This is a genomic window from uncultured Fluviicola sp. (assembly GCF_902168135.1).
GTDB lineage: Bacteria > Bacteroidota > Bacteroidia > Flavobacteriales_D > Crocinitomicaceae > Fluviicola.
Map to the genome: position 1 here is coordinate 76,853 of NZ_CABHOL010000024.1, position 26,284 is coordinate 103,136.

A 26,284-nucleotide genomic window follows, 5' to 3' on the forward strand; every position below is an offset into this window, starting at 1 on the left:
CGTGTTACCACGTAGGTAATTACGTGTCGACTCCCATTTCATAACTCATGATGATGCCTGAACTTTGCGTTGTCTGAAATGATACAGTTATGAAAATGTTCCTTTGTTTTTGTTGTTCTTCTTCTGTTTATACCGAAAAACGGTTATTCGCAGGCAGGTTATCCCTCAAAACAATTCAGATCCATATTTCATCTCCCCAAATACCGTTTGCTTACATGCTGATGGGACTAATAATTCAGCAGATAGCAAAAAATAATTAATTAATACCAACAGGTCATTCATGAAAACAACTTTTTTAATAGTATTCTTTTCAATACATGCAGCCATTTATTCTTTCTCACAATTGGAAGGAAACGCATTGAATTTTAATTCCTCGAACGGATATTGTCAGGCCGATTTACCGACAGTATTCGACAATATTTCCTTAAATGATTTTACACTTGAGTGCTGGGTTAAGCAGGAATCCGGTTCAACCTCCAAACGCATATTCTTTGCTCAGAAAGATGCCAATAATTTTTGTTCAATTCTGGTGAATTCTGGTAATACGCTGTATTTTTTTCTAAACGATAACGGAATATCTTATAGCGTGAATACTCAGGTTAACCTTTCATCTTCGGTATGGACACATCTTGCATTTACCTGGGATGCAAGCAGCAACACCATTACATCCTATATCAATGGGATTCAAATAAACGGAATAAGCGGCGGAGTTTCTTCTGCCGGAACTGACGGAATTATGACAATAGGAGCCAGAACCGACGGGCAGCAAATTTACAAAGGTTCCATCGACGAGTTTCGGGTATGGGATGATATCCGCACCCCATGTGAAATAGTTGCCGGTATGAATAATACCTTTACAGCAGGGCAGCCTAATTTAATTGCGTCTTATGATTTTAATCAGGGAATAGCGGGGGGAACCAATTCGAGTGAAACAACCCTGAATGAACTAACTAATCTTTACGATGCTTCTCTTATAGATTTTACATTAAGCGGTACAACCTCCAATTGGGTAACATCAGGTATTGCTATTTCTCAAACAAATAATAACAGTGAAACGATACATACGATTGATGAAATAGAAACTTGTGATAGTCTGATCTGGGTTGACGGGAATACCTACTATACAAACAATTATACCGCAACACACAGTTATATTAGTACTGTTACGGGTTGTGACAGTATTGTGCACCTGAATCTGAATCTTCATTTTTCAACCACGGGTACAGATGTTCAAACAGCTTGTGACTCCTATACATGGATAGACAATATAACGTATTATGCCTCCAATACAACGGCTACGCATACAATTACAGGCGGAGCGGCAAGTGGCTGCGATTCGGTCGTAACATTACATTTAACACTGAACTCGTCCAGTTCCGGTACAGATGTTCAAACGGCTTGCGGGTCTTATACCTGGATAGATGGAAATACCTATTTTGCGAATAACGATACTTCTACGTTTACTTTAATAAACTCAACAGGTTGTGATAGTATTGTAACATTAAACTTAACTGTTAATTCTCCAAGTACAGGTACAGATATCCAGACGGCTTGCGGGTCATATACCTGGATGGATGGAAACACCTATTTTTCGGACAATGATACTTCCACGTTTACTTTAATGAACTCATTGGGTTGTGATAGTATTGTAACGTTGAACCTGACCATTCATCCTATTCCGGACGTATCAACCAGTATTTCAGGTATAACGATGACTGCTTCTGAAACAGGTTCGGCTTATCAGTGGATAACCTGTCCTGATCACATCCTGATATCAAATGCTATATCCCAAAGTTTTACAGCGGAAGTGAACGGGGAATATGCAGTAATTGTTGATAATGGAACTTGCAGAGATACTTCAGCTTGTATGGTAATCAATACGGTCGGGTTGAATGAATTCGCGAACACTGCTTTCGAACTGTATCCGAATCCAACGAAAAAAGATGTAACGATTAGGTTCAATGATCCGTCAGCCTTATTGGAAGTCCGCGATATAAAAGGAAAATTGTTTGTTTCCGCACAGATTTATCAGGAAAGTACCATTGATATGACTTCTTTTCAATCTGGTGTTTATTTGTTTACATTGAAAAGTATGAGCGGTTTCGAGGTTTTTCGAATAACAAAAGAGTAATACCAAATGGCAATCGAAACAAGAATTGAAAATGCAAAGGGGGTAGAAAACAGGTTGACTTGAATTCTTGAATTGGTCTGTTCTCAAATGATTAGCCTAACCACTCCAAGATCAGATACCCGATCTTGGAGATAATGCATGGCTTCTATTGAGAATATAACAGCGGACGCAAAATAAGAAAGTATGGTCAGGCATACTGTAACTGATACCATTACTTCGCTGATCGTATTAAAAGTACATTATAAGCTCCGGCGACTTCACCGTATATCTTCCGAAACAGGGTAAAAGTGCTAACCAGGCATATTGCCCGGCGCAGAGAATGGTCAGTGGAGAGGCATTCAGGCATGAAGATGTGATATCATTGCCTGGTATTGCAGTTGCTACAGATTGATTAAGTTTTTTTCTATAGCTTTTGAACAGAACACAGGGTCCTCTTACAGATCCTGTGTTCTGTTTAAATTAGTTACTCTTAACAGCAATTCTCAAAGAAAAAGCTAAGAAAATAAGTATCTTTAATGCTTTTACAAATATCTTTTTCACATAAAAAATCTCATGGCAAAATCTCCTATTGATTATATCTTAAGACCAGTTAACCGTTTTATTCATCGGGAGTATACCGGCGGTATTGTTTTGTTTGTCAGTGTTGTTATTGCTATTATTTGGGCGAATTCCTCCTGGGGAGAATCTTACCATGATTTGTGGGAAACTCATTTTGCAGTGAATTTTAACGGGCACGGTTTGGATCAGCCGTTGCACGTATGGATTAATGACGGTTTAATGGCCTTATTCTTCTTTGTCATTGGACTGGAGTTAAAGCGTGAGTTTATGGCAGGTGAACTGTCAACGGCTAAAAAGGCATCACTTCCGATGATTGCTGCTCTTGGGGGAATGATCGTTCCGGCGTTGATCTATTTATTGGTGAATATGGGATCAGACAGTACCAAAGGCTGGGGGATACCAACGGCAACAGATATTGCTTTTGCCCTGGGACTGCTTTCATTAGCCGGACGTCACATTCCGTCTTCGGTAAAAGTTTTTTTATCGGCTCTGGCAGTTGCCGACGACCTGGGCGCGGTTTTAGTCATTGCTTTTTTCTATACCGCTCAAATTGCATGGGCTCCGCTAATCGTTGCCGGAATTTTTTTAGTGGTTCTTGCGGTCGGTAATATTTTGGGAATACGGAGTATTTTTTTCTATTTGATAATCGGCATAGCAGTTTGGGTAGGATTTCTTTTTTCGGGTGTTCACGCTACCATTGCAGGCGTATTGGTTGCTTTTACGATTCCGGCAAGAACCAAAATTAATGAAAGCGAATTCGCTGAAAAAACAAAAATCCATTTGGAAGAATTTGAAGAGCAAATACCGTTGAACAGTTCGCTAACCACACCCGAACAGCACGATATTATTCAGTCTATTAAAGAAAGATGTTTGGATGCCGAAACTCCTTTGCAGAAAATTGAGGATAAACTGCACCCCTGGGTGGCATTTGTGATCATGCCATTGTTTGCCTTATCCAATGCCGGAATTATTATTCAGGGTGACTTTTTTTCATCCTTGGGAAATCCGGTGAGCATCGGTATCATCGCAGGCTTACTTGCAGGAAAGTTCATAGGTGTATTTTCCTTCACCTGGCTGGCAGTAAGGCTCAAACTATCGGAGCTGCCCGAAGGTGCTAACTGGATACATGTTACCGGCGTGGCGGTGTTGGCGGGTGTTGGATTTACCATGTCGCTATTTGTTACGGGACTTGCTTTTACCAATCCACTTTACACAGACCAGGCAAAATACGGTATTTTGACAGCATCATTTGTTGCAGGAGTTGCTGGAATTCTGTTACTTAAATTTTCTAAAAGGAGTAGATCACATATTTTGAAGGATTAATACAGCTGTATGGAAACAGAAAATAATCAGTTATTCAAAGTATTTAAACGAGCTGTTATTCAATGGTTCAATTTACGTCATGACCAGGCTGATGAAGAACAGGTCATAAACTCGATTACCCGGAACTCGGATTTCGTGGGAGCAAATCTCTGGACATTGATCTTTGCCATTTTGATAGCTTCCATCGGTTTGAATATGAATTCAACCGCAGTCGTTATCGGGGCAATGCTTATTTCCCCGCTCATGGGTCCTATCATGGGAGTTGGCCTTGGAATGGGGACCGAAGATTTTGATTTGGTAAAAAAAGGCATTCGTAACCTGCTCATAGCAACCGTTATCAGTATCATCACTTCAGCCATTTATTTTTGGATCACTCCTTTGCACGAAGCCAAAAGTGAATTATTGGCCAGAACAACTCCAACCTTGTGGGACGTACTCATTGCTTTCTTTGGCGGACTTGCCGGAGTTGTTGCCGCTACGCGTAACGAAAAAAGCAATGCAATACCGGGAGTTGCCATCGCAACCGCGTTAATGCCGCCTTTGTGTACTGCCGGTTATGGTTTGGCAACAGCGAATTATTATTATTTCCTGGGAGCATTGTACCTGTACTGCATCAATAGTATTTTCATTTGTATCAGTACCTTCCTGATTATCCGCTTGATGAAATTCAAACGAAGGTCATTTGAAGAGCACGTGCAAGGAAGAAAGGTTTCCCGGTACATTCTGCTTACAATATTTATAACCATTCTTCCAAGTATTTACCTGACATACAAGATTGTCAACAAGAGCCTTTTCGAAAGTAGGGCAAAACAATTTGTGGAAGAGCAGTTCCAATTCGATAATGCTCTTGTTGTATCCAAAAACTTCAGTTATGACGATAATCCTTCGAAAATCAATGTGCTCCTGATTGGAAAACGATTGCCTGAAACCTTGATCGATTCGATAAGACGCAATTTAAAGACTTACGATCTGGGTAATGCTGAGTTACTTGTACGACAAGGTCTTAATTCCAAACAGGAAATAGATATGGAACAGATTAGAGCGAGTATTCTCAACGACGTTTTCAGACATGATTCGCTAAAGGTCCAATCTGTGAACCAAACAAATAAGCTGCATGAAATTCCCGATTTAACAGAAGAATTGAAAGCACTTCTGCCGGGTTTTCGCTCGTATAGTGCGAGCAGGGTTGTTGAGAACTATACAGACAAGAGTACGGATACACTAATATTGGTGGTAATTGGTACAAATAAGCCTGTTAGAGCTTTGCAGCGCACGCAATTGAATACCTGGTTGATAGAAAGAACGAAATCGGATACCATTAAGCTGATCTTTGAATAACTAGTAGAGAAGCTAATTTTTCTAAAGGTTTGTGAAATTGTTTACTTTCAAATCCGGGTAATGAACAACTGCGGCCTGACAAAATTTTCTGACATTTGAAGGATGAATAACAACAATCGAAAAAGACTTTCACGGCTAACACATGTATACTATGAAACATAAAACAATACTTCTCGCACTAACCATTTTTACTTTAACAAGTAACAGTTCGATTGCACAGCAGACTTCCGGCGATGTGAAAATTGTCGGGGAGATGAAAAATGTTATGTGGAACGGACAACTTTCCGGGAACATAGATCTCGACACCCTAACGAACAAAATACATTTATACGGACTTGGACCGGTTGAATACCTGAGAGGCGAAATCTTAATTGTCGATGGTAAATCTTATAAATCCACGGTTGTTTCCGGGAAAACCATGAAAGTGGAAGAAACTTACGACATAAAAGCTCCTTTTTTTGGGTATGCAGTCATTTCAAAATGGACGGAACATGAGCTTCCCGACAGCGTTCAATCCATTCCGCAGCTTGAAACCTATTTGAATCAGACAACTAAAAATGCGCCACGCCCTTTTATGTTTAAACTCACCGGAACAGTCGAACAGGCAACCATACATGTGGTGAATTTGCCCGAAGGTTCAAAAGTAAGCTCGCCGGATGAAGCACATAAAGGACAGAAAAATTATGACCTCAAAAACGAGCAATCAGAAATAATCGGCTTCTTCTCAACGGGGCATAAGGCCATTTTTACACATCACGACACTTTCCTGCATATGCACTTAATAACAAAAGACCGCCTAAAAATGGGACATTTGGACAAAGTGGTATTCAAAAAGGGAACGGTAAAACTCTACTTGCCGACAGAGTGAAAAAACAACTTCCTGTTGACAATTAGAAAGCTGTTTTATTATCGTTGTTGTCTGATATGCTTTTTGAAAATCTAATTTCCAATCTTTGGTGAATTAATACTAGTTGCCAACACGCACAATTACACGACACTTAGAAACATTTCGAAGCTTTCTAATCACTACCCGTCCTTCTGGTCTTCTTAAAGAAACGACAACCAGCCGATTTGGTTATCAATCCCGGAAAGTGCTAATTCTGTAGTGTTTGTAAAACAACTACAGAATTGCATTTTGGATCCTGATCCCGCCTTTTCGTGGATTGATCCGGATCGGCTGGTTGGCCGAAAGCGGTAATTGTGCAAAGGCTACCTCGTATTACGTTTCAAAGAAACTATACTTCGTCTTCAATCCACTTCGTGGCTTTCTTTTGCCTACTTTTTGGGCCTGACAAAAAGTAGGGGGAGGCAAGGAGGATTGTTAGTAGGTGTTGAGAATTTAATGGCGTAACAATTATTTTTTATTTAAACGTATTAAGCCTGAGTGTCACAATGAAATTTCTTCCGGGCGCACTGATATTAGATGAAAACGTTCGGTAATTTTGATCCAATATATTTTCACAGGCAACCTGGGCAGATAATTTAGAACTGAACTGATACCCGATTCTTAAGTTGTAAGTGACCCAGGAGGGCATTCCATCCGCCGTTGCGTAAGCCAGGTTGTCTTCCCCGCTGTCGGAATAATCTGCTAACCTTTTCCAGGCGGAGTATTGACTGAAGAATTCTGCCCGGAACTTTTTCCAGGTAAATTGGAGAGATGTTTTTCCATAAAGAGGTGGTATATGGTCGAGCGGTTTTTCTCCATCCTCCGAATAAAGCCGTCCGTAGGTATAATTAATCGAAGAACTCAAACTCCAGTATTTCAGGAACTGTGCTTTAACACTTCCTTCGGCACCGTAAATAATGCCATAATTTGCATTTTGAGCGGCGTAAATATCTACGTAGTTTTCATTGTAAAAAGCAGTGTCGGAACCATTTAATGTGAAGGGAAGAACCGCAATGACATTTTCTATCCTGGAATAATATCCCAGAGCCGACACCTGGACCTGGTCCTTGTACCGGTAGCTTACCCCCAATTCACCGGTATACACTGTTTCAGGTTTTAAATTGGTGTTCGGAATCACCAGTTTTCCAGTGGTATTGCTTGTTTCTACAACCGACTCAAATACTTTGGCTAAATCGTCAATATTTGGTGCTCTAAACCCGGTTGATCCGCTCAATGAAATCCGGATACTTTTTACCGGTTGCAGAATGATTCCGATATTCCCATTAACTGCGCTATTGTTTTGTTTCGCTTCACTGTATGGGAATGGATAAAAGGTACGGTCATTGAATTTAGCATTTAACATCACGTAATTGGCACGTATCCCGCCGCTTAAAATAACCTTGTCCGAAATCTCTATGGCGTCTGTTAAGTATAAAGCACCGGTAAGCATTGAAGATCCTCCGTCCGGGTAACGGGTATCCAAAGAGCCGGAAGTATCCACTACAATGTTTTGCTTCTCTGCGTTTGATTGGACGCGATCGTATTTCGCAAACAGCCCGTATCTGATTTCATGTTTCCGGGCTTTTTTCTCCAAATCAAGCAGGAAAGTACTAACCATCACTTTTTCAGTCCTGCGATTTAAAAAATCAGATTTATAGGCTCTGTCATGACGGCTCTCCTTAATCCATTGCTGTGAAACATTTGCTTTCACCTGGTCATATAACTTCGATTTTTTTGTGATGGATAAATCATAACTGATTAACGATCTGAATTGAGGTCCGTAATACCATTCCGAAAAGCGGGGAAGGCCGTTCTTTGTCTGGGTAAGCCTGTCATATCGATCAATATCGGAAGAATTTGAAAGCTGTATGTTCAGTGTATGGACCACGAAATTATTTTGTTTGAATGCAATTTTTTGAAGAATGTCGTATTGTGAATAGGCTGATCCTACCTGTTTGTTTTTGTTCGGATTAACCATCATGGAGTCCGTATCATTGATTCGTTCTACATAAAATGTTCTTTCGCCAAAATCCGGGTACTTGCCGGTTCTTACTTTTCCCTGGGTCAGGTCTCCGAAATGAGAATACGTAAAACCGGTAACTGAAGACCAGCGTTTCCAGCCAAGGTTCAATGACGTGTGTCCCGAATAGCCGTTTGCAGCTGAAAAGTACCTTGCGTATGAATTCGTTTTGATCAGTAAGGTATCCGTTTCGGAGAACAGGGGTTTCATCGTGTGGAAATGCATGACTCCTCCAAGGGCATCAGATCCGTATACGACCGAGCCCGGCCCGTAAACAATTTCAACGCTTTCCAAAGATGCCGGATCGATTGTGAGGACATTCTGAAGGTGACCGCCCCTGTAAATGGCATTATTCAACGGAACACCGTCTACTACGAGTAGCACTTTATTGGTTTCAAATCCTCTGATTACGGGTGAACCACCTCCCAATTGGGATTTTTGAACGAAAACGGCTCCGCTGGATGCAAGTACATCGGCGCTGCTGGTTTGATTCATTTGTTGTAGGTCAGAACTCCTGATGGATTCGATGCGTTTCGGAACATCTGATTTCTTTTCTAAAAACCGGCTCGATGAAACGGTTACTTCATCCAGGTCCATATTTTTTTCAAACAGCGAAACAACAGTCAATTCCCGGTTGGAGATTTGGATAGTCATGCTCGCATAATTCGGATGCCGGACGATGACTTCCGAAGGAACAGTAATTCCCGTCAGATCCATTAATCCGGCAGCATTTGAGGTGTAAGTTTTTTGGTTTTGAACAGCAACAGCACCTACAATTGGTTGGTTGGTATAGTTATCGAGAACTTGGATTTTTTGGGAATGGGCAAAAGCGGAAACACAGACAGTAACGACCATTGCTGCAACTATTTTGAGCATAATTGGAAAGAGGTAATAAGGATTTTCACGCAGTAATTAACGATTTGAGTACTAAGTAATCTGTTTTTTTGACGCTGTCAAACAAAATCCTTGTGAAATAGTGTTGCATTCTTGGATTTGAATCGGACAGAAACCGGGAGGTATTAGATGAATCCCGGGTGATATTTAACTTTACGAAGGAATTTCTTTAATAGGTAACCATCTTTCATGAATAGCAATTAACTTTAAACTTCACATTCGGATAATCGTGAATTTGTTTAATTCGTTTTATTTTGCTTCCCGATAACAGATAACTATGATCATTGAGTATATAACAATTTGCTTTTTTTCACTGCTCGGTTCCGGGCTGACATTTTTTTCGGGATTTGGACTGGGAACGATACTTGTTCCTGTTTTTGCCATTTTCTTTCCGCTGGAAATAGCCATATCCCTGACCGCAATTGTTCATTTTCTGAATAATCTTTTCAAGCTTTTCCTGGTGGGGAGAAATGCAAGTAAGAGTGTTATCATTCGCTTCGGGATACCCGCCATTCTTTTTGCATTCCTGGGAGCTTACCTGTTAACCGTAATTTCCGGTGTTCAGCCGCTTTTTTCTTACTCTTTTCTAAATAAAACCGCTGATGTTACATGGGTAAAACTCATCATAGGATTATTGCTGGCATTTTTTGCCTTAGTGGATCTCATTCCATTTTTATCGAAAATAAACTTTAGTCAAAAATACATACCGCTCGGAGGCGTATTGAGCGGTTTTTTCGGTGGACTTTCCGGGAATCAGGGTGCTTTAAGATCCGCCTTTCTAATTCGGGCAAACTTATCTAAAGAGCAATTTATCGCTACCGGAGTAATCATAGCTGTTCTCATTGATCTTTCGCGATTGACTATTTACGCCGCCGATCTTTCAAAACAGTACGATAAACTGGACTATTTGCTCTTAACCCTGGCAGTTCTATCCGCATTCTTAGGAGCCTATGCCGGAAATAAGCTGTTGAAAAAAGTAACGATCGGATTTCTTCAAACCTTCGTCGCAATCATGCTTTTAGTGTTTTCCATGCTTTTAATGACCGGAATTTTGTAAGCAGGTTTTCACTCCTCATGCAGTCTGTCGGATCAATTGGAATTTTCTCTAAGGATCCGGATTAACCAAATAAAGCATTAATTTTTACTTCATTATTTGAATCCTAGATCGTTTTAGTTAAAATTATAACAGCTATAAATTTATTCACATGTATCTCATGGATACTGAATTGACCATTTTCTACATTCTTAAGACTTAAATTGAAGCAGGCTTTTTATTTTGGAAGGTTCGTTGTATGCCTTAATTTTTGGGAAAGGGGGAGTTTTTCGGGTAGAAATGAATCATCAAAAATCCGTTGGGTATGTTTGTAAACAAAATAAGCGGTTAAGTTGGAAATACAACATGCGAACAATTTTTGATGCATTTGTTATTTTTTCAATCTACGAAGGGAAGTTTATTAACTTTCGCTTCGAAAAAATGTTGTTTTTTAGACATTTGGAAAACAACTAAAATAAACCATAAAACTGTATACTTATGAATGGCAAACGGCAAATTGGAATACTACTAACATTCCTGCTCCTGTTTTGTATCAACTTCATCAGTCTCTCCCAGGACTCCGGAAAGAAATACAAACCCAGACAATTTCGAAAAGAACCCATTTGGATTGAAATGATGAATGATCCGAACGCGAACTATTATCTCACAATCAGAGCCTTTAGAGAATTTTGGAAGAGCAGGGTATTACCCGAAGAACCCTTTGAAAATCATGAACTGGACACATTCGAAAGAGAAGTGGGCTTAGAACAGGATGAAGAATCGGAGGAAGAACGCAAAAGGGAGCACGCCCGAAAAGAAAAAAAGCGAAAGCGAAAAGGCAAACCGGACGAAACAATGCTTTATGCGGCTGAGGTTCGCGCATTTAAAGGATGGATGAAAGCTGTAAAGCCCTGGGTTCGTGAGGATGGAAGTATCGTTTCTCCGGAGGAACAGCAAAAAATCATTGATGCTCAATCCGAAGAGCGAAAAAAGATAGAAGAACTCAATACTCCTAAAAAGTAATTTCCGATGAAAAAAATACTACTTATATGTGCAGTTCTGCTGAGTATCTGCTCGTATGCGCAATTAGCCAACTGGACACCGGTTCCGGGTGGGACGAATTTCCCCACAAATATTTCCGGACAAATACACGGTTTCTGCCGGATTAGTCAAATGAAGTTTCACGCTTCAGATACCAATAAATATTATGCGGTTACCGGGGAAGGCGGACTATTCTTCTCAAACGATCAGGGAGCAAACTGGACAGTGGCACCCGGAACAGATGTGCTGACGAATAACTGTGCTTCCATTTGTATCGATTATACCAATGATCAACACTTACTTTTGGGAACCGGAGATGCCAATTACTATTCCAATAGTTCTGCCGGATTAAGAAAATCAAACGATGGGGGAGTAACTTTTACTGCCACTAGCCTTACAAACTGTTTGGTGATCGAAATTATCCAAAATTCAACCAATTCTCTGGAATACATTGCTGCTACCAATAAAGGGATTTATAAGTCAACAGATGGAGGAAACAACTGGACGGCTTCTACCGCTACAAATATTCCTTTTTCAGACATGAAAATGAATACAGCAGCGAATTCCCAAATTGTTTATGCATGTACGGAGGAAGATGTCCCGCGTTTTTACAGATCCACCAATTTCGGTACCAGCTGGACACAAATAACCAGCGGAGTGATTGCTTCAACAGCAAATATCCAGTCGGGATCACGTATTGGTGTAACTCCTGCTAATCCGAATATTGTGTATTTATCCATTGTCGGAGGCGGGGGCATTATCCTCAAATCAGTGGATAGCGGTTTGACTTTCACCACCCAAAAAGCGGAAGGGAGTCCCTACATCACTTTTTACGATGATGATGTAACAGAAGGCGGACAGGGGAATTACAACCACGCCATCACGGTAGATTTGGTGGATCCCACTAAATTATGGCTGCAATCGCATTGTACCTGGTATTCCTCAAACAGCGGCGTTACCTGGACATTGTTAACCCACTGGTGGGAAAAATGCCACACGGATATGCATCAAATTGAGCAGGCACCGTTCAATCGAAACAAATTGTACAGCATGAACGACGGAGGTGTTTGGTTGAGTACCGACGGTGGGAATAACTGGACTCCGGTAAGTAACGGGCTTTATGCTTATGAGATCGGCAACAAGTGCGGGATCGGCAGTCAGGTCGACAAAGATTTTATCTCTATCGGAACACAGGATAACGGACGTGTTATCGCCAATGCAAATGGATGGTTCACTACCGGTGGTGGAGATGATTATGCCAAGCGTCAATGTGACTATAACGGCAATATTTATTTTGACGGTACGGAACGACAACTCAATCACACGGGAGCTACCGGAGATTATGGACTTCCGACAACCAACTGGAATGCATTCGGATTTAACCGCACGAACGTCAATTTAGGATTTGTCGGAGTAACGAATGTTTATAGAACCACGAATCTGACAGCAGGAACACCGACGTGGACCCAAATATCGACATTCAATCAAACAATCGTGGATATTCACAGTAGTATTGCAGATCCGAATCGCTTGTATGTATTGGTATCAAACGGCGATGTCTATGTGTCATCCAATGCTTTAGCTGCAAGTCCGACATTTGTATTGCGTACTCCGCCCGGATCAGCAACTTCCCTCGGAAGTGTTGCAGCCATAGCCAATAATGCGGATATCGTTTATGTATCTGAAAACAATGCGGTTTACAGGTCGGCGGATGCCGGTGCAACCTGGACCAATGTAACTTACAACCTCCCGAATGTGAACCACCGAAGAATTTTGGCAGAACAATTCGGGGGAACGGAAGAATTGGTGTTTATAGCAACAAATAATGCCGTTTATTACAAAAAAGCCGGGGCAGTAAGCTGGACGAATTACAGTACAAACCTGCCTTCGAGAAGATCTCCGACCGAATTTTCGATGTATGACGACGGAACCAATCAATCCCGGATCCGGTACGCGAGTTTTGGAAGAGCTATTTGGGAAAGCGGATTTGATAACCTGCGTCCGTTCAGTGCAAACATTATTGTTGGGGACAGCGTCATTGATTGTGATAACTCTTCGGTGCTTTATACTCAGGGGTGTGTTGGAGCTGTGAATACTCCGATTACCTATTCCTGGAGTTTCCCTGGAGGAACACCTTCCACATCCACGGCTGCAAGTGCAAATGTCACTTATCCGGCTACGGGAACCTATAACGTTACATTAACCGCAACGGATGCACTGAATAATACATCCACGAGAACCATTGCAGTATTTGTGCAGGTAAATACAGAGCTTGACTTGCCATTGACCGAAGGTTTTGTTGCGGCTGCATTCCCGCCTATGGGCTGGAGCCAGGTCAATATAGCTAACATTTCGGAGCAGTGGGAGCGCAACTCAGTTGTAGGATCACAGGGTTCGACAGAAAGTATGCAGTACCGCAATTATGATCACTACAATGGGAACCAGGATGAAATGAGAAGCAGTACTTACGATTTCACAGGAATGTCGAGTGCTACTTTAACTTTTGATGTGGCATTCAGAAGGTATTCTGGAGCCAATTCGGATTCCCTGGCGGTACTTGTTTCAACGGACTGTGGAGCATCATTTACAACGGTTTACTACAAAGGAGGAAACGCCTTGTCGACGGTTCCGGGAGATTATACCCCGGATGGATTCGTGCCTACACCTTCCCAATGGCGTACAGAAACGGTAGATATGACGCCTTATATCGGTAATCAGAGCGTGATGATCAGTTTTCAGAACAGAGGTCATTACGGACAAAATATCTATATCGATAACATTAATTTGACTGGCGTTATCGCGTCTCCCGGCCCTAATTTCGGTGCGGCACCGGCAGCTGTTTGTACAGGAGAAACAGTAACTGTAACAGATGCTTCCGTAGGAACTATTACATCCTGGGATTGGGATTTCGGACCCGGAGCTACACCAGCCACGGCAACGGGCATTGGTCCTCATTCCGTTTCTTATGCTTCGGCAGGAACAAAAACAATTACATTGACGGTTAACGGTGGCGGAACTGTAACACACGATGTGACAGTGACGGGAACACCGGCGGTACCAACCATTACAGCAGACGGACCTACAACATTCTGTGCAGGCAACAGTGTCACTTTGACATCATCTGCTGCAAGCGGTAATACATGGTCGAATGGAGAAACCACATCATCAATAACCGTTTCAAATGCGGGAACGTATACGGTAACAACCTCAAATGGAACTTGTTCTTCGGCGGCTTCTGCAGGGACTATAGTAGCAGTTAACCCGAATCCAACAGTTGCATTTGCTGCGATTGCAGATCTTTGCCTGAATGATCCGGCGTTCTCACTTAACCAGGGAACTCCGGCAGGTGGAACTTACAGCGGGGTAGGTGTCAGCGGCGGTCAATTCAATCCGGCTATTGCAGGAACCGGTGTATCAACCCTGACCTATTCGGTTACAGATGGGAATGGTTGTGCCGGGACAGCATCGATCGATGTACAGGTAGATGACTGTGCGGGAATAAAGGAAAGCGAACTTTCGTTTGTTTCCATTTACCCGAATCCGTCAAACGGATTGTTTACGGTTGATGCTGGGAAGTTGATCATTGAGCATATTGTAGTTTACGACAGCAAAGGAAGAGTCGTACGTGAACTCAAAGATTCCAAAAATACAACTGTAAAGATGAACATTTCAGACCTGGCAAACGGAGCATATACGATTAAAGTAATAGCTGCGGGTGCACGTCAGACAGTTCCGATAGTATTGGAAAAGTAACGATAACTTACAGGATGAAAGCCCCGGTTTTGTGTATGCAGAGCCGGGGTTTTGTTTTAGCTATCCGGTGAGAATAGTTGTCATCCTTTTAAAAGAATTATTCCATATACAAAGTTTAGTTGACAAATAGGATAGAACTTACTTATACTGACAAGTGAAAATGGTGCAGGATTACGAATCCATTTGGTTTGAAATGATGCTGTTGGCGATGAAGGGAGTAGATCTAAACCAGGAAGCGATCCGGAAGATTCCTATATGATGTGCTGCATCAAATTTTCAGCTGTTTTCAAGAAAACATTTGAATACAATCCTTCGGAGCTATAAAGAGAAAGGTACGGAAACAGGACTAAGTCACTTTGTTGTTTTCCCACGGATTCCTATCTTTCTACCGTATTTATAAATGTCACCCATTGGAAAAGCAACCCGAAAACAAGACCTGTTATTACCTCTTACTAAATCCCGATGCGGAATCCATGCAATTCCTGGTCGACCGGAAAGCAGCAGCTGCACGTGCAGGAATTCCCGAAAAGTACACGCAAACCTCGAAACCGCACATCACGCTGGTTTCCTGGGAAGATAAACCGGAGGCCGATGAATGGATGGTAAATGGAATTACTACTGTTCTTCAAAGTCATGAATTGTTGAATGTGCACCTGGGTAAAGCCAGCCTGGTAGGTCCGCAGTGGGGAAAACACCTGGTGATTGAAGCTAATGCTTCCGAGCCTCTTGCCAAACTGATCGCCGATCTGAAAACAGAAGTTCCGAAAGGCAGAAAAGGAAAATGGCATCTGACGCTTGCGTATAAAGTTCCGGGCGATAAAATCCCGCAAACGCTCGTCGTAGATCATTTCGATGTCAACCGCGAACTGGTTTTCGATCAGTTTACCTTATTGAAATACACCTCAGACAGGAAATACGTGGAACTCGGACAGTTTCAGCTAAAAAGAGGCGGTGAATAAAAACCACATAGTTATCATTCAATCCGATAAAACAATTCATTTCTGATTCGCGAAATTCGTGAGATCGCCAACGTTTATGCTTACGCCGGAGCTTGTGCCGCCGCTAAAGCTTTGGCGACATGCGGTCAGCATAGGCGCATAGCCAAGGCGTAAGCGTTCAGCGTGTAAAACAAAAAAGCTCTGTCCGCGGCGTGCAAATCTACCAAACCATTCTCCCTGTTCCAACGACTTCATAAATCACCTGTCTTCCCGTAAAGTTTATTCGATAAATACTTGTGTTACAAGGCATCACGAAACCAAAAAAACCGTATTTTCATCCTGATTTATAAAAACCTCTATTCATGGCAACAATTAAAAACCTGGAGCTCAAAGTAGCTCGCGGGAAAACGAAAAACCGCGCTAAAATTTCATTAAAGTTTGACGTATCATTTACTCAGGCCGAACGGGCACATAGACTTAAATTTGGTATGTATGCAGGAATCCATGAAATTGATTACTCGGAAGATTCCATACTAGCAATCCCGAACGGTTACGAAAGCCTCAGTATTCTGAATCTGAAATATACGGTCAATAAAAGCACCAACAGTGAGGATGATTTTGTGACCTGGCTGAAACCTCAGGTTATTTATCCCAATGGCAGGGCAAAAGTAAGTTATGAAATAGAGGAGGAAATACTCGTGAAGAACAGGGATGTATCCGAAGAAACGTTTAAAGCTTTTGTTTACGTAATTCCGGAGATCTTTGCCGGTTTCGGGTGGAGTGAAAAAGCAACTATTCCAAAAGAAGCTGCACCCGTTACCACACCAACTCCGAAGTCCGAAAGTGGGACAGGAGGGAAGGATGTTTTGGTCACGGAACAAAAAACTCCTCAGCCGGAAGTCAAGCCTAAGCCCGTGGTTGCAGCTAAACCCAAAGCTGTTAAAAAAGCGGCACCGAAAACGGTGAAACCAACGCAGTCGAAAGCATAAAAAAAATGGGGGAAGTCAACTTCCCCCATTTTTAGTTATTACCGGATTCATCAGATCTTGGACTTGATAGCATCGTAAACGGTTTGTCCTTCACCTTCGGTTTTGTAGGATATTTTTTCATGAACATAAATATCCGCATTGGTCAAACTCAATTCCTTCTTCAGTAAATTCACCAAATAGGCCACTGAGTCTGCCTGATCGGCAGGAACAGCATCCCAGGTTTTGGAAGATGCAGTATAAGCACCGACTACTTCAATTCCTATGGAATCTCCATTATATGGATATCTGTCCGGGTAGGATTTACCAAGCTCATGATTATGTACTTTTTCTACCCGATCTCCATAAGAAGTCTTTCCTTCCCAGATCTTTTTAATGGCTTTGCCGTCATCTGCGGAACAGGTTTTTTCCTGTTCACATCGGGAGCGAATCTTTCCGACATGTTGTGCTTTTCTGTCTGTTCCAACCGTTTGAATGATTTCGCCGTCTTTTCCCACTACAAAGTGAGCTGCTATTCCACTTTTAAATCCGCTTACAGTACCGGATGTACTGTTGTTTTCTGTTCGGTGTAATACAATTGCAACCGGTGTTATAGCACCTTTATCGGCTTCACTTACTTTTTGGATTTTTATTTTACTGTCGGTAAACCACCCTTTTGTAAGCGTACTTGTTCCGGCAGCTGCACCTTTCTTTGTGACAGGTATCTGAATCGTTTCATTCAAACCTGGTTCCCAGGAAGCTGATTTGCCATTTTTGGAAGCGGTCATTTCCACAAGCTCTTTTACCTGGTTTGCATTTGATTTATCAGAAGCCGGAAGCTTCCATTTACCACGAATAATGGACCACAAACTTTCTCCGGATTTCACCTTGTAAGTTTCCCAGTTATAATCCGTTGGATTTAAGCTCGCAGAACCCGGAGCGGAGGAACCTTTTTTGGTTGTCGGAATGTAAATGGGATCGTTTAATCCGGGCTGCCACCCATCTGATTTGCCATTTCTCGCAACAGTCATCTCGGCAAGTTCTTTTACCTGCTTCACATTGGATGCATCGGAAGCCGGAAGGTTCCATTTGCCGCGAATAATAGACCACAAGCTTTCACCGCTCTTAACCTTGTATATTTCCCAGGTGTAATCGTCCGGATTCAAACCGAAAGCATGCAGATAGCTTTTCCCTTCAGAGATCCCGTCCGGAGAATAAATAAAACTGTTCGCCCGGGTTTTCCAGCCTTTCAGGAATTGCTCCATTTGAGGTTTCTTTTCTACCAAACGTTCGTAATATTGGATTCTTTTTGCACGGAATGCGTTAAACAGTTGTTCACCATTTACTGCATTGATTGCATCCAATGTGTCCCTATCCATAATTCCTGTTACGGGAACCGGTTTGCCCAAACTGTTCAATACACGCTGCATGGTGCGAATGGCATTCGATCCGGCATTGATATAGAAATCAACGTATTGATAGGCAACCTGAACATCTTTTATTTCCTCACCCGATAATTTGTTCCAGTAAATCTGCTCGTAAATAAGCCCGGCTTGTTCATCAGTCAATTTTTTCAGGTTCTCCAAAGTTGGCTCGACTGCTAAAAGTGATTCACCGTATTTTTGGAAAGTTCCGATGGTGATTCCTTTATTCGTAGCACCACCCGGATCTGCCGGATTGTTTACAAATCCTCCTTCGTGCTTCAAAATAGTTGGTAAAAAGGCTTTGAATTTGGCGCTTTTAATATGAGGGAAAGGATCTGAAAATGATTTAGACTTTGATAATCTCACAGTTGTTTTAAATGTTAAGAACTCGTCCTCATAATTATTGACATCTCCGTAAACACCGTTTTCAAATAAATCATATTCTGCATTTCTACGCTTGAAAAGACCTCTTAATCTTCTGCCTCCTGAAGTAACAATATCCATTTCACGGGCAGCATCAGCGAATCGTCCTGCATTAAGATGCCTTCCAAAATTCCGCGATAAAGTGTTACCAACTCCGGCATTGTATACATAACTTACTGCGGCATCAAATTGATGTTGAGTTAATGTCGGTGTGACAGAATTATTTACTGCATTTTCGGCCCATGCCAGGTCACTTTGCAGCAAAGTTTCTGCCTGTGCTTCTGTAATTCCGCTTTGGAACCGATAGTTTCCTCTTCGGTAAGCCTCAATTTCCGTGTCTGTTAAGCGATGACCATGACCGATGGTTAGGAAACCTGTCCAGGTAGTTGGGTTTCGCACATTCGGGTTTACATCATCATAGACATGATCACGATAGCCTTCACAACGTTTCAGGAAGTCGATACCATTTTGGCTCATGCGCAAAGGAGGATTGGCTAACCCGTCGCTATAGTAGGATTGGCCTTTACTTGTTTTGTTAGTTAGTTGGACATAAGTTGTTCCTTCTATCAAAACACCTTTTTTCACCAATGCCAGTAACTGCCCTTCGCTGTACCCGAATGTCATTTGTAAATGTGGCTTATCCACGAGGTTTTTAAAATCTCCGCCCCATTCAAAGCCCATTGCTTTACCTTCCTTTCCAATTAAGCTCCAGCGGCTTTGGTCATACCCCTTTTCATAACCGAAATACGGTTTAATTTCTACCACGTCAATAGCCAATCCGTAATTGTGATAGCTTTCTCCTGCACGTGCATTGGTTACAATTTTTCCGGGTTTGGTTCTGCCTTGTGCATACAATTCGTCTTGTTCTTTAAAAGTACGGTATGGATTGCCTGTAACCCGCACTTTCATTCCGTGCTTGCTTTCCATCAGGTTGATATATTCCGCAACGGTTATTCGGATGTCGGGATGCAGTTCCAAAATTCTTTTATCGGTATGGGTGTCCCAGGTTTTCGGTATGCTTAAAGCCGACACACGTGCTTTTTGATAAGACAGGCTTAAAGATTGAGATCCTGACCGTGAGGTTACAATAGTTGCATTGTTCCGCACAAAACCAAGATGTCCGTGATCGTTATGTCCATTTTCTCGTGCCACATTGTTCAGATTACCACTATTTCCCTGGAAATTGAGGGTAAAACCGAATAATCGGGCAGTATCGTAAAGTGTCTGGTTATTTTCCTGGCTGAAATTAGGGCTGTTAAAAGCATTTGCAGCCTGGAAACTGGTTCCCTGGCGATTTAAATAGCGAAAATCAATATCTAAACCCGAACGGTTCCCGTTGTGGCCGTGTCCTGCATGATGTGGGAAACCGGCTTGCCACGGATCCCGGCCATTGGAGGAAGACATGTCTCCAAGAGATACCGTGAACTGGTGGTCGGCGTTCAGTCGTCGCATCAAACCGAATAATGCCGCAGCGGTAACAGGAAGTAAAAAATGATCCCCCGGACCGTAAACTACACCATTATCCGTTCCTCCGGCGTCAACAGTTCCATAACGTGCGAAACCGGTTCCTGTATCCGGAATCTGCACCAATCCGCTTGCATTGGCAACCAATGTATAGGAGGGCTGCTGGTTACCTTCGAAAAAGTAACGGTGCGTTGTATTCGTTCCGGCTGTATAAGTAATTGTCCCATTATTTGCGATCACATAATTATGAGGAGTACCTGTCTTTGCCATCGATAAATCTGACAAGGACCTTCCATAACCTAAGTTCTGAGGCAATTTCTTTTGAGCTCGTTCAATTTCAAGTAAAACATTTCTTTTTTGACGTTTCTTTATGAAATTTTCCATAATCTGAGTTTTATTAATTGTGAGTAGTGATTAATCTATTTGAAGGGTTTCAACAGCAATAAATTCAAGCTGTTTGGACTGCAGCAGCTGTTTTTCAGAAGGCAGATGCAAACGATGCAAAACACTGTTGACCGGTTTTTCGTTGAGTATTTTCTTCCATTCGGTATTTCCCTGACTTTCGTACGGCAAAATCGGCAGTTCGAATGCTCCGTCCTGACCTGCAACCAAAACCCTTGCTTTTGCTTGTGACAAACTATTTTTTACATCCATCGGATACGATACCATTAAAACAAAAGAACCTTTGCTGTCTGTTTTAGCTAAATCCACAACCGGTTTTACAGATACTCGTTTGTTTTGAACAAAGATTCCATCCAATTGCACGGACATTCGCGGAAGCGGGGTTTGTGATCCGTTGCGCACCAATTGTCCGACAATAAGCAGGTAAGCCGAAGTGGTATTTTCTCTGGATACCATTACCGGAAGTGAAGGTTGTTTTAATCCGCTTCCGTTGATCTGAAAACCCTCTTTTTGAGGCAGACTGAATCGCTGTACCCGGCTTTGAAGTTTCAGGAGTCTATTCATAATTCAGCTGATTCAGTTGTTTCCTCTTCTTCGACGATTTCGGCATCTTCATAGGCATCCCGTGTTTGGCTGCTTCTTCCGTTATCCGGACTTGATTCGGCCAATGATTCCATATACTCAAAATCTTCAGCCAATTCCATACCATCCAGAGTCATAGCAGCTTCAGTTACGACTTCTTCCAATTTTTGTTTTTTAGCCGTATTCTCATTCAACAAGTCGGCATCTGCACGATCAAAAATTTCTTCCAGGTGTACTTCACCTAATTGGAATGTTTGAAGACGGTTCATATCAAGCGCCAATTGTTCGAAAATAGCTTCGTCTTTCACCATTTTTTCTTCAACCTGTTGCGAAGCATTTTCAGCTGCCGGTTTGGCTTTCTCTTCTTTTAGATAGTCTTGATCAGCATATTCGGATAATTGCGCCAGGCTTTTCTTGCCTGAGAGCACGGCTTGTAAATCACGCGCAAACTGATCGTTGAATTCTTCGTCCTCGTCGGCTGAGTTATTTCCTGAATGCGAGTCTTCATTTTCGAATAAATGGTCATCAACCTGGAAAACATCCGAGAATGGATTGTTTCGATCTTCCGGTTCCTCTTTTGAGTTATTTGAATAATGAATATCATCATCATGATCGTCATCATAGGCTTTGGCAGTCGCATAGTTCTCTTCATCCGAACCATCATAATCATAAGCTTTTGCCATTACCATTTCTTCCTGGTCTTCACCGGAATCCTCAAAATATACAGGATCATTTTGGTCGTCATCTTCATCTGCTTCAAATGCCTGATGCGTATAATCGAAAGCATGAGATTGGATGCTCATTCCATGGTGATAGGACCGCTGGCTTTGCTTCTGGTCATTTTCGGTTACAATTAAGCCATCTTTAAACATCAATTTTATTGGTTTTTTATGATCATAATGGGCTTTTGAAGCTCTTTTATGCATTAATTTCTTAAATTCAGGTACCATAATTTTTTTGTTTTTTTATACCAGCTCATCTGGGTTTAGCAGTAACATTGAGGTTAAAAACCGTATGTTCATCCAGTTGAACAATCAACTGATTATCCTTTTTCGATGGTAATTCGGCCAATTCCAACACGATTTGATCTGCGCCGGCTTGAATAACTCTTGCTTCCTTGCTATTTAGCAATGCTTTGAGCTGATCCGAATTTTTAATGACGAGATTTTCCCCTTTGATTGCCAGGACATTTTTTCCCTGAACAGTTGCCAATTGAGCGGCAAATACTTTGGGAGGCTTCTGTCCCCGTTGAGCTTTATTAATTAAACCTGCTAATTTTTTAAAATCAATGGTGTTTCCGGTTCCTTCATTGGAAGCTCCGGGTTTGCTCACCTTGATATTTTGATTTTGGATTTTTTCGACCTCTTTGGCAGATCTTATTCCCATTCTGTTCAATTGAAGTTTCGTTTCCGGATCGATCTCTTCGATTTCATCCAGAGCAATATCGTCTGCTTCAATGGGTTTTTTAGCTGTTTCACGAATCTGACGATCTGTTATTGAACCCAACGACAGACTGATTTTAGAAGAACCTGATTCCCCCGAACCGGCTGTAACAAAGCGAACGTCTTTTCCATTGTATTCCGGAAATACATGCAGTTCCATTGAAACATCTTTTACAGCATAGGTTAGCGGACTGCTCAATCCCTTGATGGAAAGCGTTTCACGAGCCTTATCGAGCTCGTAAACCAGAGAATCGATAAAATCCTCTAATTGCCAGGATTTATTATTCTTGTTCGCCATTGAGATCTTCTAGTCTTACAATCGTTAATTTCAAATTCTGTATCGTCGGCATAAAACTCGTTTCAATATGTTGAGTCGGAGGAGCCGAACCTAGTGTAATTGTGTTGTCATCATTCACCAAAACATCTATTTCCAAAGGAAGATCAACCAAAATCCTGTCAACCTTCAATGTTTCCCAAAAATCAGATTCCGGGGCAGCATGAGTGATGGCCGACAATGATTCTATCAGTACCGAAAAGGGTTGAAGCTTTTCGTCAATCTGGTCATATATCTTATCCGTTGTTTTCAACTTTTTTTGATGAAATTTTGTAATCGATATCTACAGGAGTTGCGGTTACTTTTTTGTCAAAAATCACCTTCAATCCATCCAGCAATACGGTAGCGTCCTCTGTGCTGAATGCGCCGGAAAAAGACTGCGATGTCGGGAATAATGTTTGCTCTTTCATAGTTACTAATTAGAGGTTACACCTATAAAATGTGCTGAGGCGACAGCGGGGAAGTAAACCATTTCTTCCACCGTGTTTTCAATATTTCCATACTGATTTACAGCTCCCTGCTTTTGCAGGTAAACTTCTGTTGCCTGAACTTCCGGATATACCCAAAGTGCAGCCATTTCGCCGGCTTTTCCTTTATATTCAAGACCTGTCCTTGATGCTTTTTGCTGATTGACAATAAAATCTTCCGCTTCCACTGCAGCCAGCTGCTGATCGTTAAGCATTGGAAATTGCCCGATTGCGGGAAGCAACTGATTCAGTACGGTAGGACTGAGTATCAATCCGGATTTCATTTTGCCTTCCATTTTTCGGGGTCTTGCGGGAGACATCAGCTCAATGGTTTCCATTTGGGCATTTCTGGTCCTTCCGTGTTCCAATGCAAAATAATACTTGCATTCAAACTCATAACGTACTATGTCTTCTGTAAAATCAGACTGCCATACTTTATGCCAAAACGCCCGGTATTTATTGATGTCATTCAGTGGAACAGCTTCTTTGGATGCTCCGATTCTATCATAGAAATAACCCGAAGAAACCATGATCGGAAGATCCATGGAAGTCCCCAGCTTTTCACCGTTCTTCCCGCGCCAAAGTACTGCAATGTATACCTTGTATAGTTCACCCGGGATTAAATCATCCGCCAAATGGGCTGGTATTTCAGGTACAACAGACAAGACTCCCAGGTTTGATCCGTTATGCTCCAAACGGTGCTGGATCAGTGTCTCGCCGCTTTCCCGTCTTACGATCAATTGAACCATTCCTTTAGGAATATCTTTCGGTGCGTTGATCTTTAAAGGAAATCCCATAGCCCTGCCATATGAAAAGCAAAAACACGACTGATTTTTAAAGGGCAGGGGAGTTAATCCGTCGATTTTCAAACTGGCCAGAGTGCTGGTTTTGAATTTAACAGAAGGAAAAGGATACGTTTTTACTCCCATTTGGTTCAAAAGCCCCTGTACATCTTTATCTTCGACACCAGGATTGAATTTTGCCATTGCGTCCAGTTCGTCTTTGTTGATCTGTGCACCAATGGTTCCCAATTTTTGTAATCCGTCGGTAATGGCAGAAATCAGGGTCATAATTGTCATCGGGTCCATCATGGCTCCCGACCACTTATTTGACCGGGCATAACTTTTACCTTCACTTTTGGTTTCCTGGCCGGACGGGGTCAGTAATCCTTTCAGCAAATCCAACACCTTTTGCAGTTGTTCGGGATCGCTGATCAGTTTTAATAGTTGGTCCTGCATACCGGTTTTCCCTCCGCCTTTTTGATCCGGTTTCGATTTTCCACCGAGTAGACCTCCAATCATAGGAAGTGCTTTGGGTAAAAACTCCATCAATTTGTCCAAAAACAAGGCATTCGAAACGGGCTTTTCTTTGTATTGAAAAGCAACACTTCCAACAGTTTTTTCAAGTGCAGCCGGTGGAGTAGTACGTGCCGAAAAGGAAACCGAATTTTGCATGGGAGGGATATTTGTTAAACCGGGAATTACACGGACAATAGATGAAATAGCAATTCCATTCTCATCTTTGTCTTTGTATGAATACAACTGCACATAGGCATGTTCGCGAGTAATTAAATTTGCAGGAATCTCGAAGTGTATTCTACCGAAAGATGAATCCGGAATAGGTCCGTACAGCGGACTTGCGAACTTTTGATCCTTCATGAAAGGAACACCATAACGGCTGAATGTCTCGGCACCGCCAACAATGATCCGGAAATAACGGTTCTTACCAATATTCCCGGAAAACTGCTGATTGTTCCCGGAATTAACATCGTATTTTAAGATAGCAAGTGCCATAATAATCTATTATTTTCCTGTTCCGTTTGGTCCTCCTGCAGGATTTGAACGATTCGGATTAGTAGCTATTTCAGTATCACTCTCAATTTTGTAGAGATCCACAAACTTATCCAGCTTGAAATAATCTGTTGAAAACTGGAGTTCTACGTTTCCCGTTAACTTTGCTGCCAATTCATCATTCATGGAACTTTTTGCAGACGAAACGCTCACCGATGTTGATTGTCTGGAGTTACTGGTACCACCGGAAGGACCGCCAAATATCGAACCGATTAATCCACCGCTCGCCTTCATGTGGCTTCCTCCGGATGAACTGTTCTTGTTCATCGCCTTGTCCTGGAATGCAGCATCAGTTTTGGATTTGAAGTCGAATACAACACCTGCTTTAATCGTTCCTTTATCGATAACCATCCGTGTAACTCCGGCTAAAACAATTTGTTGAAGTGTTTTTCTGTGCTCTTTTGCCATTCTAAGCTTGGCGTCCATAATGGCAGCTTTGACTTCATTGTCCTCCATATCGACAGGTTCGCCTTCCTTGCTCGTCAATTTGGCACCCTCATCATCAAAGGATAAATTAAAATTGTCATTGGAATTGGCTAATTCGCCGAAAGCGTCTTCATCACTCACTTGTTTGACAAATTGAGCCACCGACTTGGATGCTTCTTTCATCAAACGGATGTAACTTTCGGTTTGTTCCTTCATTACGGCCATATTTGCGTCAAACACACCCTTCACAAGGTCTTTTACGAATAACGGAAAATCGACCGTATCAACCAACTCGTCAAAAGCTTCAACACCTCTTCCGATTTCATGTTTATGTCGGCTGTCTTTGATCAAATCACTGGCTCTGTCAGCCGTCTGAGATCCTCTCAATTTATCAATAAACCCATTGGCCTGCTGTTCAGTCAACCGTTTGGCATTGGCCAGTACCATGTCTTTGTACATAGACATTTGATCAGGTCTGGACATCACTTGAAATGCACTGCTCCTACTAAGGACTTCTTTTGCTTCGGAGCGCGCAAGATTTTTTATTTCTTCAGGAGTTAACTCTGGCATAATTGAATATTTTAAGTTTA

General features: G+C 42.0%; 18 protein-coding genes. 9 read left to right on the forward strand and 9 right to left on the reverse strand.

What is annotated here, in order from left to right; all coding sequences use genetic code 11:
* Positions 1–280: 280 nt before the first annotated feature.
* The 4 genes from QZT69_RS09735 (at position 281) to QZT69_RS09750 (ending at position 6,218) form a co-directional block, all read left to right on the forward strand.
* Positions 281–2,131 (forward strand): LamG-like jellyroll fold domain-containing protein, encoded by a 1,851-nt coding sequence (locus QZT69_RS09735; RefSeq protein WP_294673537.1) that lies wholly within the window; start codon positions 281–283, stop codon positions 2,129–2,131.
* A gap of 552 nt (positions 2,132–2,683) precedes the next feature.
* A complete protein-coding gene (gene nhaA, locus QZT69_RS09740; protein WP_294673538.1) occupies positions 2,684–4,012 on the forward strand; it encodes a Na+/H+ antiporter NhaA in 1,329 nt (442 codons plus the stop codon).
* A 9-nt stretch (positions 4,013–4,021) separates the two neighbouring features.
* Complete coding sequence (locus tag QZT69_RS09745) at positions 4,022–5,350, forward strand: TIGR00341 family protein (RefSeq protein WP_294673540.1); 1,329 nt, start codon at positions 4,022–4,024, stop codon at positions 5,348–5,350.
* 151 nt (positions 5,351–5,501) lie between these two features.
* Positions 5,502–6,218 (forward strand): acetolactate decarboxylase, encoded by a 717-nt coding sequence (locus QZT69_RS09750; RefSeq protein WP_294673542.1) that lies wholly within the window; start codon positions 5,502–5,504, stop codon positions 6,216–6,218.
* Between the two features lie 493 nt (positions 6,219–6,711).
* Here the strand turns inward: QZT69_RS09750 and QZT69_RS09755 are convergent, their stop codons facing one another.
* A complete protein-coding gene (locus QZT69_RS09755; protein ID WP_294673544.1) occupies positions 6,712–9,132 on the reverse strand; it encodes a TonB-dependent receptor in 2,421 nt (806 codons plus the stop codon).
* A 295-nt stretch (positions 9,133–9,427) separates the two neighbouring features.
* Here QZT69_RS09755 and QZT69_RS09760 point away from each other — a divergent pair, with 295 nt between their 5' ends.
* The 5 genes from QZT69_RS09760 to QZT69_RS09780 all read left to right on the forward strand — a co-directional run bounded on the left by QZT69_RS09760 (position 9,428) and on the right by QZT69_RS09780 (position 16,904).
* Positions 9,428–10,207, forward strand: coding sequence for a sulfite exporter TauE/SafE family protein (locus QZT69_RS09760; RefSeq protein WP_294673545.1), 780 nt, complete (start codon positions 9,428–9,430; stop codon positions 10,205–10,207).
* Between the two features lie 474 nt (positions 10,208–10,681).
* Positions 10,682–11,206 (forward strand): hypothetical protein, encoded by a 525-nt coding sequence (locus QZT69_RS09765; RefSeq protein WP_294673547.1) that lies wholly within the window; start codon positions 10,682–10,684, stop codon positions 11,204–11,206.
* Positions 11,207–11,212: 6 nt separating this feature from the next.
* Entirely contained in the window at positions 11,213–14,977 is a 3,765-nt protein-coding gene (locus QZT69_RS09770; RefSeq protein WP_294673549.1) for a PKD domain-containing protein, read from the forward strand.
* A gap of 410 nt (positions 14,978–15,387) precedes the next feature.
* Positions 15,388–15,936 (forward strand): 2'-5' RNA ligase family protein, encoded by a 549-nt coding sequence (locus QZT69_RS09775; RefSeq protein ID WP_294673551.1) that lies wholly within the window; start codon positions 15,388–15,390, stop codon positions 15,934–15,936.
* 341 nt (positions 15,937–16,277) lie between these two features.
* Entirely contained in the window at positions 16,278–16,904 is a 627-nt protein-coding gene (locus QZT69_RS09780) for a hypothetical protein (protein WP_294673553.1), read from the forward strand.
* Between the two features lie 50 nt (positions 16,905–16,954).
* On the opposite strand, the gene QZT69_RS09785 is transcribed toward QZT69_RS09780, so the two are convergent.
* The 8 genes from QZT69_RS09785 to QZT69_RS09820 are packed head-to-tail and all read right to left on the reverse strand — an operon-like array spanning position 16,955 to position 26,264.
* Entirely contained in the window at positions 16,955–20,575 is a 3,621-nt protein-coding gene (locus QZT69_RS09785; RefSeq protein WP_294673555.1) for a glycosyl hydrolase 108 family protein, read from the reverse strand.
* Between the two features lie 30 nt (positions 20,576–20,605).
* Entirely contained in the window at positions 20,606–21,157 is a 552-nt protein-coding gene (locus QZT69_RS09790) for a hypothetical protein (protein ID WP_294673556.1), read from the reverse strand.
* Positions 21,154–22,125, reverse strand: coding sequence for a hypothetical protein (locus tag QZT69_RS09795; protein WP_294673558.1), 972 nt, complete (start codon positions 22,123–22,125; stop codon positions 21,154–21,156). Before QZT69_RS09795 ends, QZT69_RS09790 begins: the two co-directional genes overlap by 4 nt.
* A gap of 25 nt (positions 22,126–22,150) precedes the next feature.
* The gene (locus QZT69_RS09800) at positions 22,151–22,915 is read right to left on the reverse strand and encodes a hypothetical protein (RefSeq protein ID WP_294673560.1); all 765 of its coding nucleotides are present in this window, start codon (positions 22,913–22,915) and stop codon (positions 22,151–22,153) included.
* A complete protein-coding gene (locus QZT69_RS09805) occupies positions 22,899–23,204 on the reverse strand; it encodes a hypothetical protein (protein WP_294673561.1) in 306 nt (101 codons plus the stop codon). Before QZT69_RS09805 ends, QZT69_RS09800 begins: the two co-directional genes overlap by 17 nt.
* On the reverse strand, positions 23,188–23,361 hold the full coding sequence (locus QZT69_RS09810) for a hypothetical protein (RefSeq protein ID WP_294673563.1): 174 nt from the start codon (positions 23,359–23,361) through the stop codon (positions 23,188–23,190). The genes QZT69_RS09805 and QZT69_RS09810 overlap by 17 nt, the downstream gene beginning before the upstream one ends.
* A 5-nt stretch (positions 23,362–23,366) precedes the next feature.
* Positions 23,367–25,211 (reverse strand): hypothetical protein, encoded by a 1,845-nt coding sequence (locus QZT69_RS09815; RefSeq protein WP_294673564.1) that lies wholly within the window; start codon positions 25,209–25,211, stop codon positions 23,367–23,369.
* A 9-nt stretch (positions 25,212–25,220) separates the two neighbouring features.
* Positions 25,221–26,264 carry a hypothetical protein gene (locus tag QZT69_RS09820; protein WP_294673566.1) on the reverse strand — a complete coding sequence of 348 codons (1,044 nt, stop codon included), beginning with the start codon at positions 26,262–26,264 and terminating at the stop codon, positions 25,221–25,223.
* Positions 26,265–26,284 lie beyond the last annotated feature (20 nt).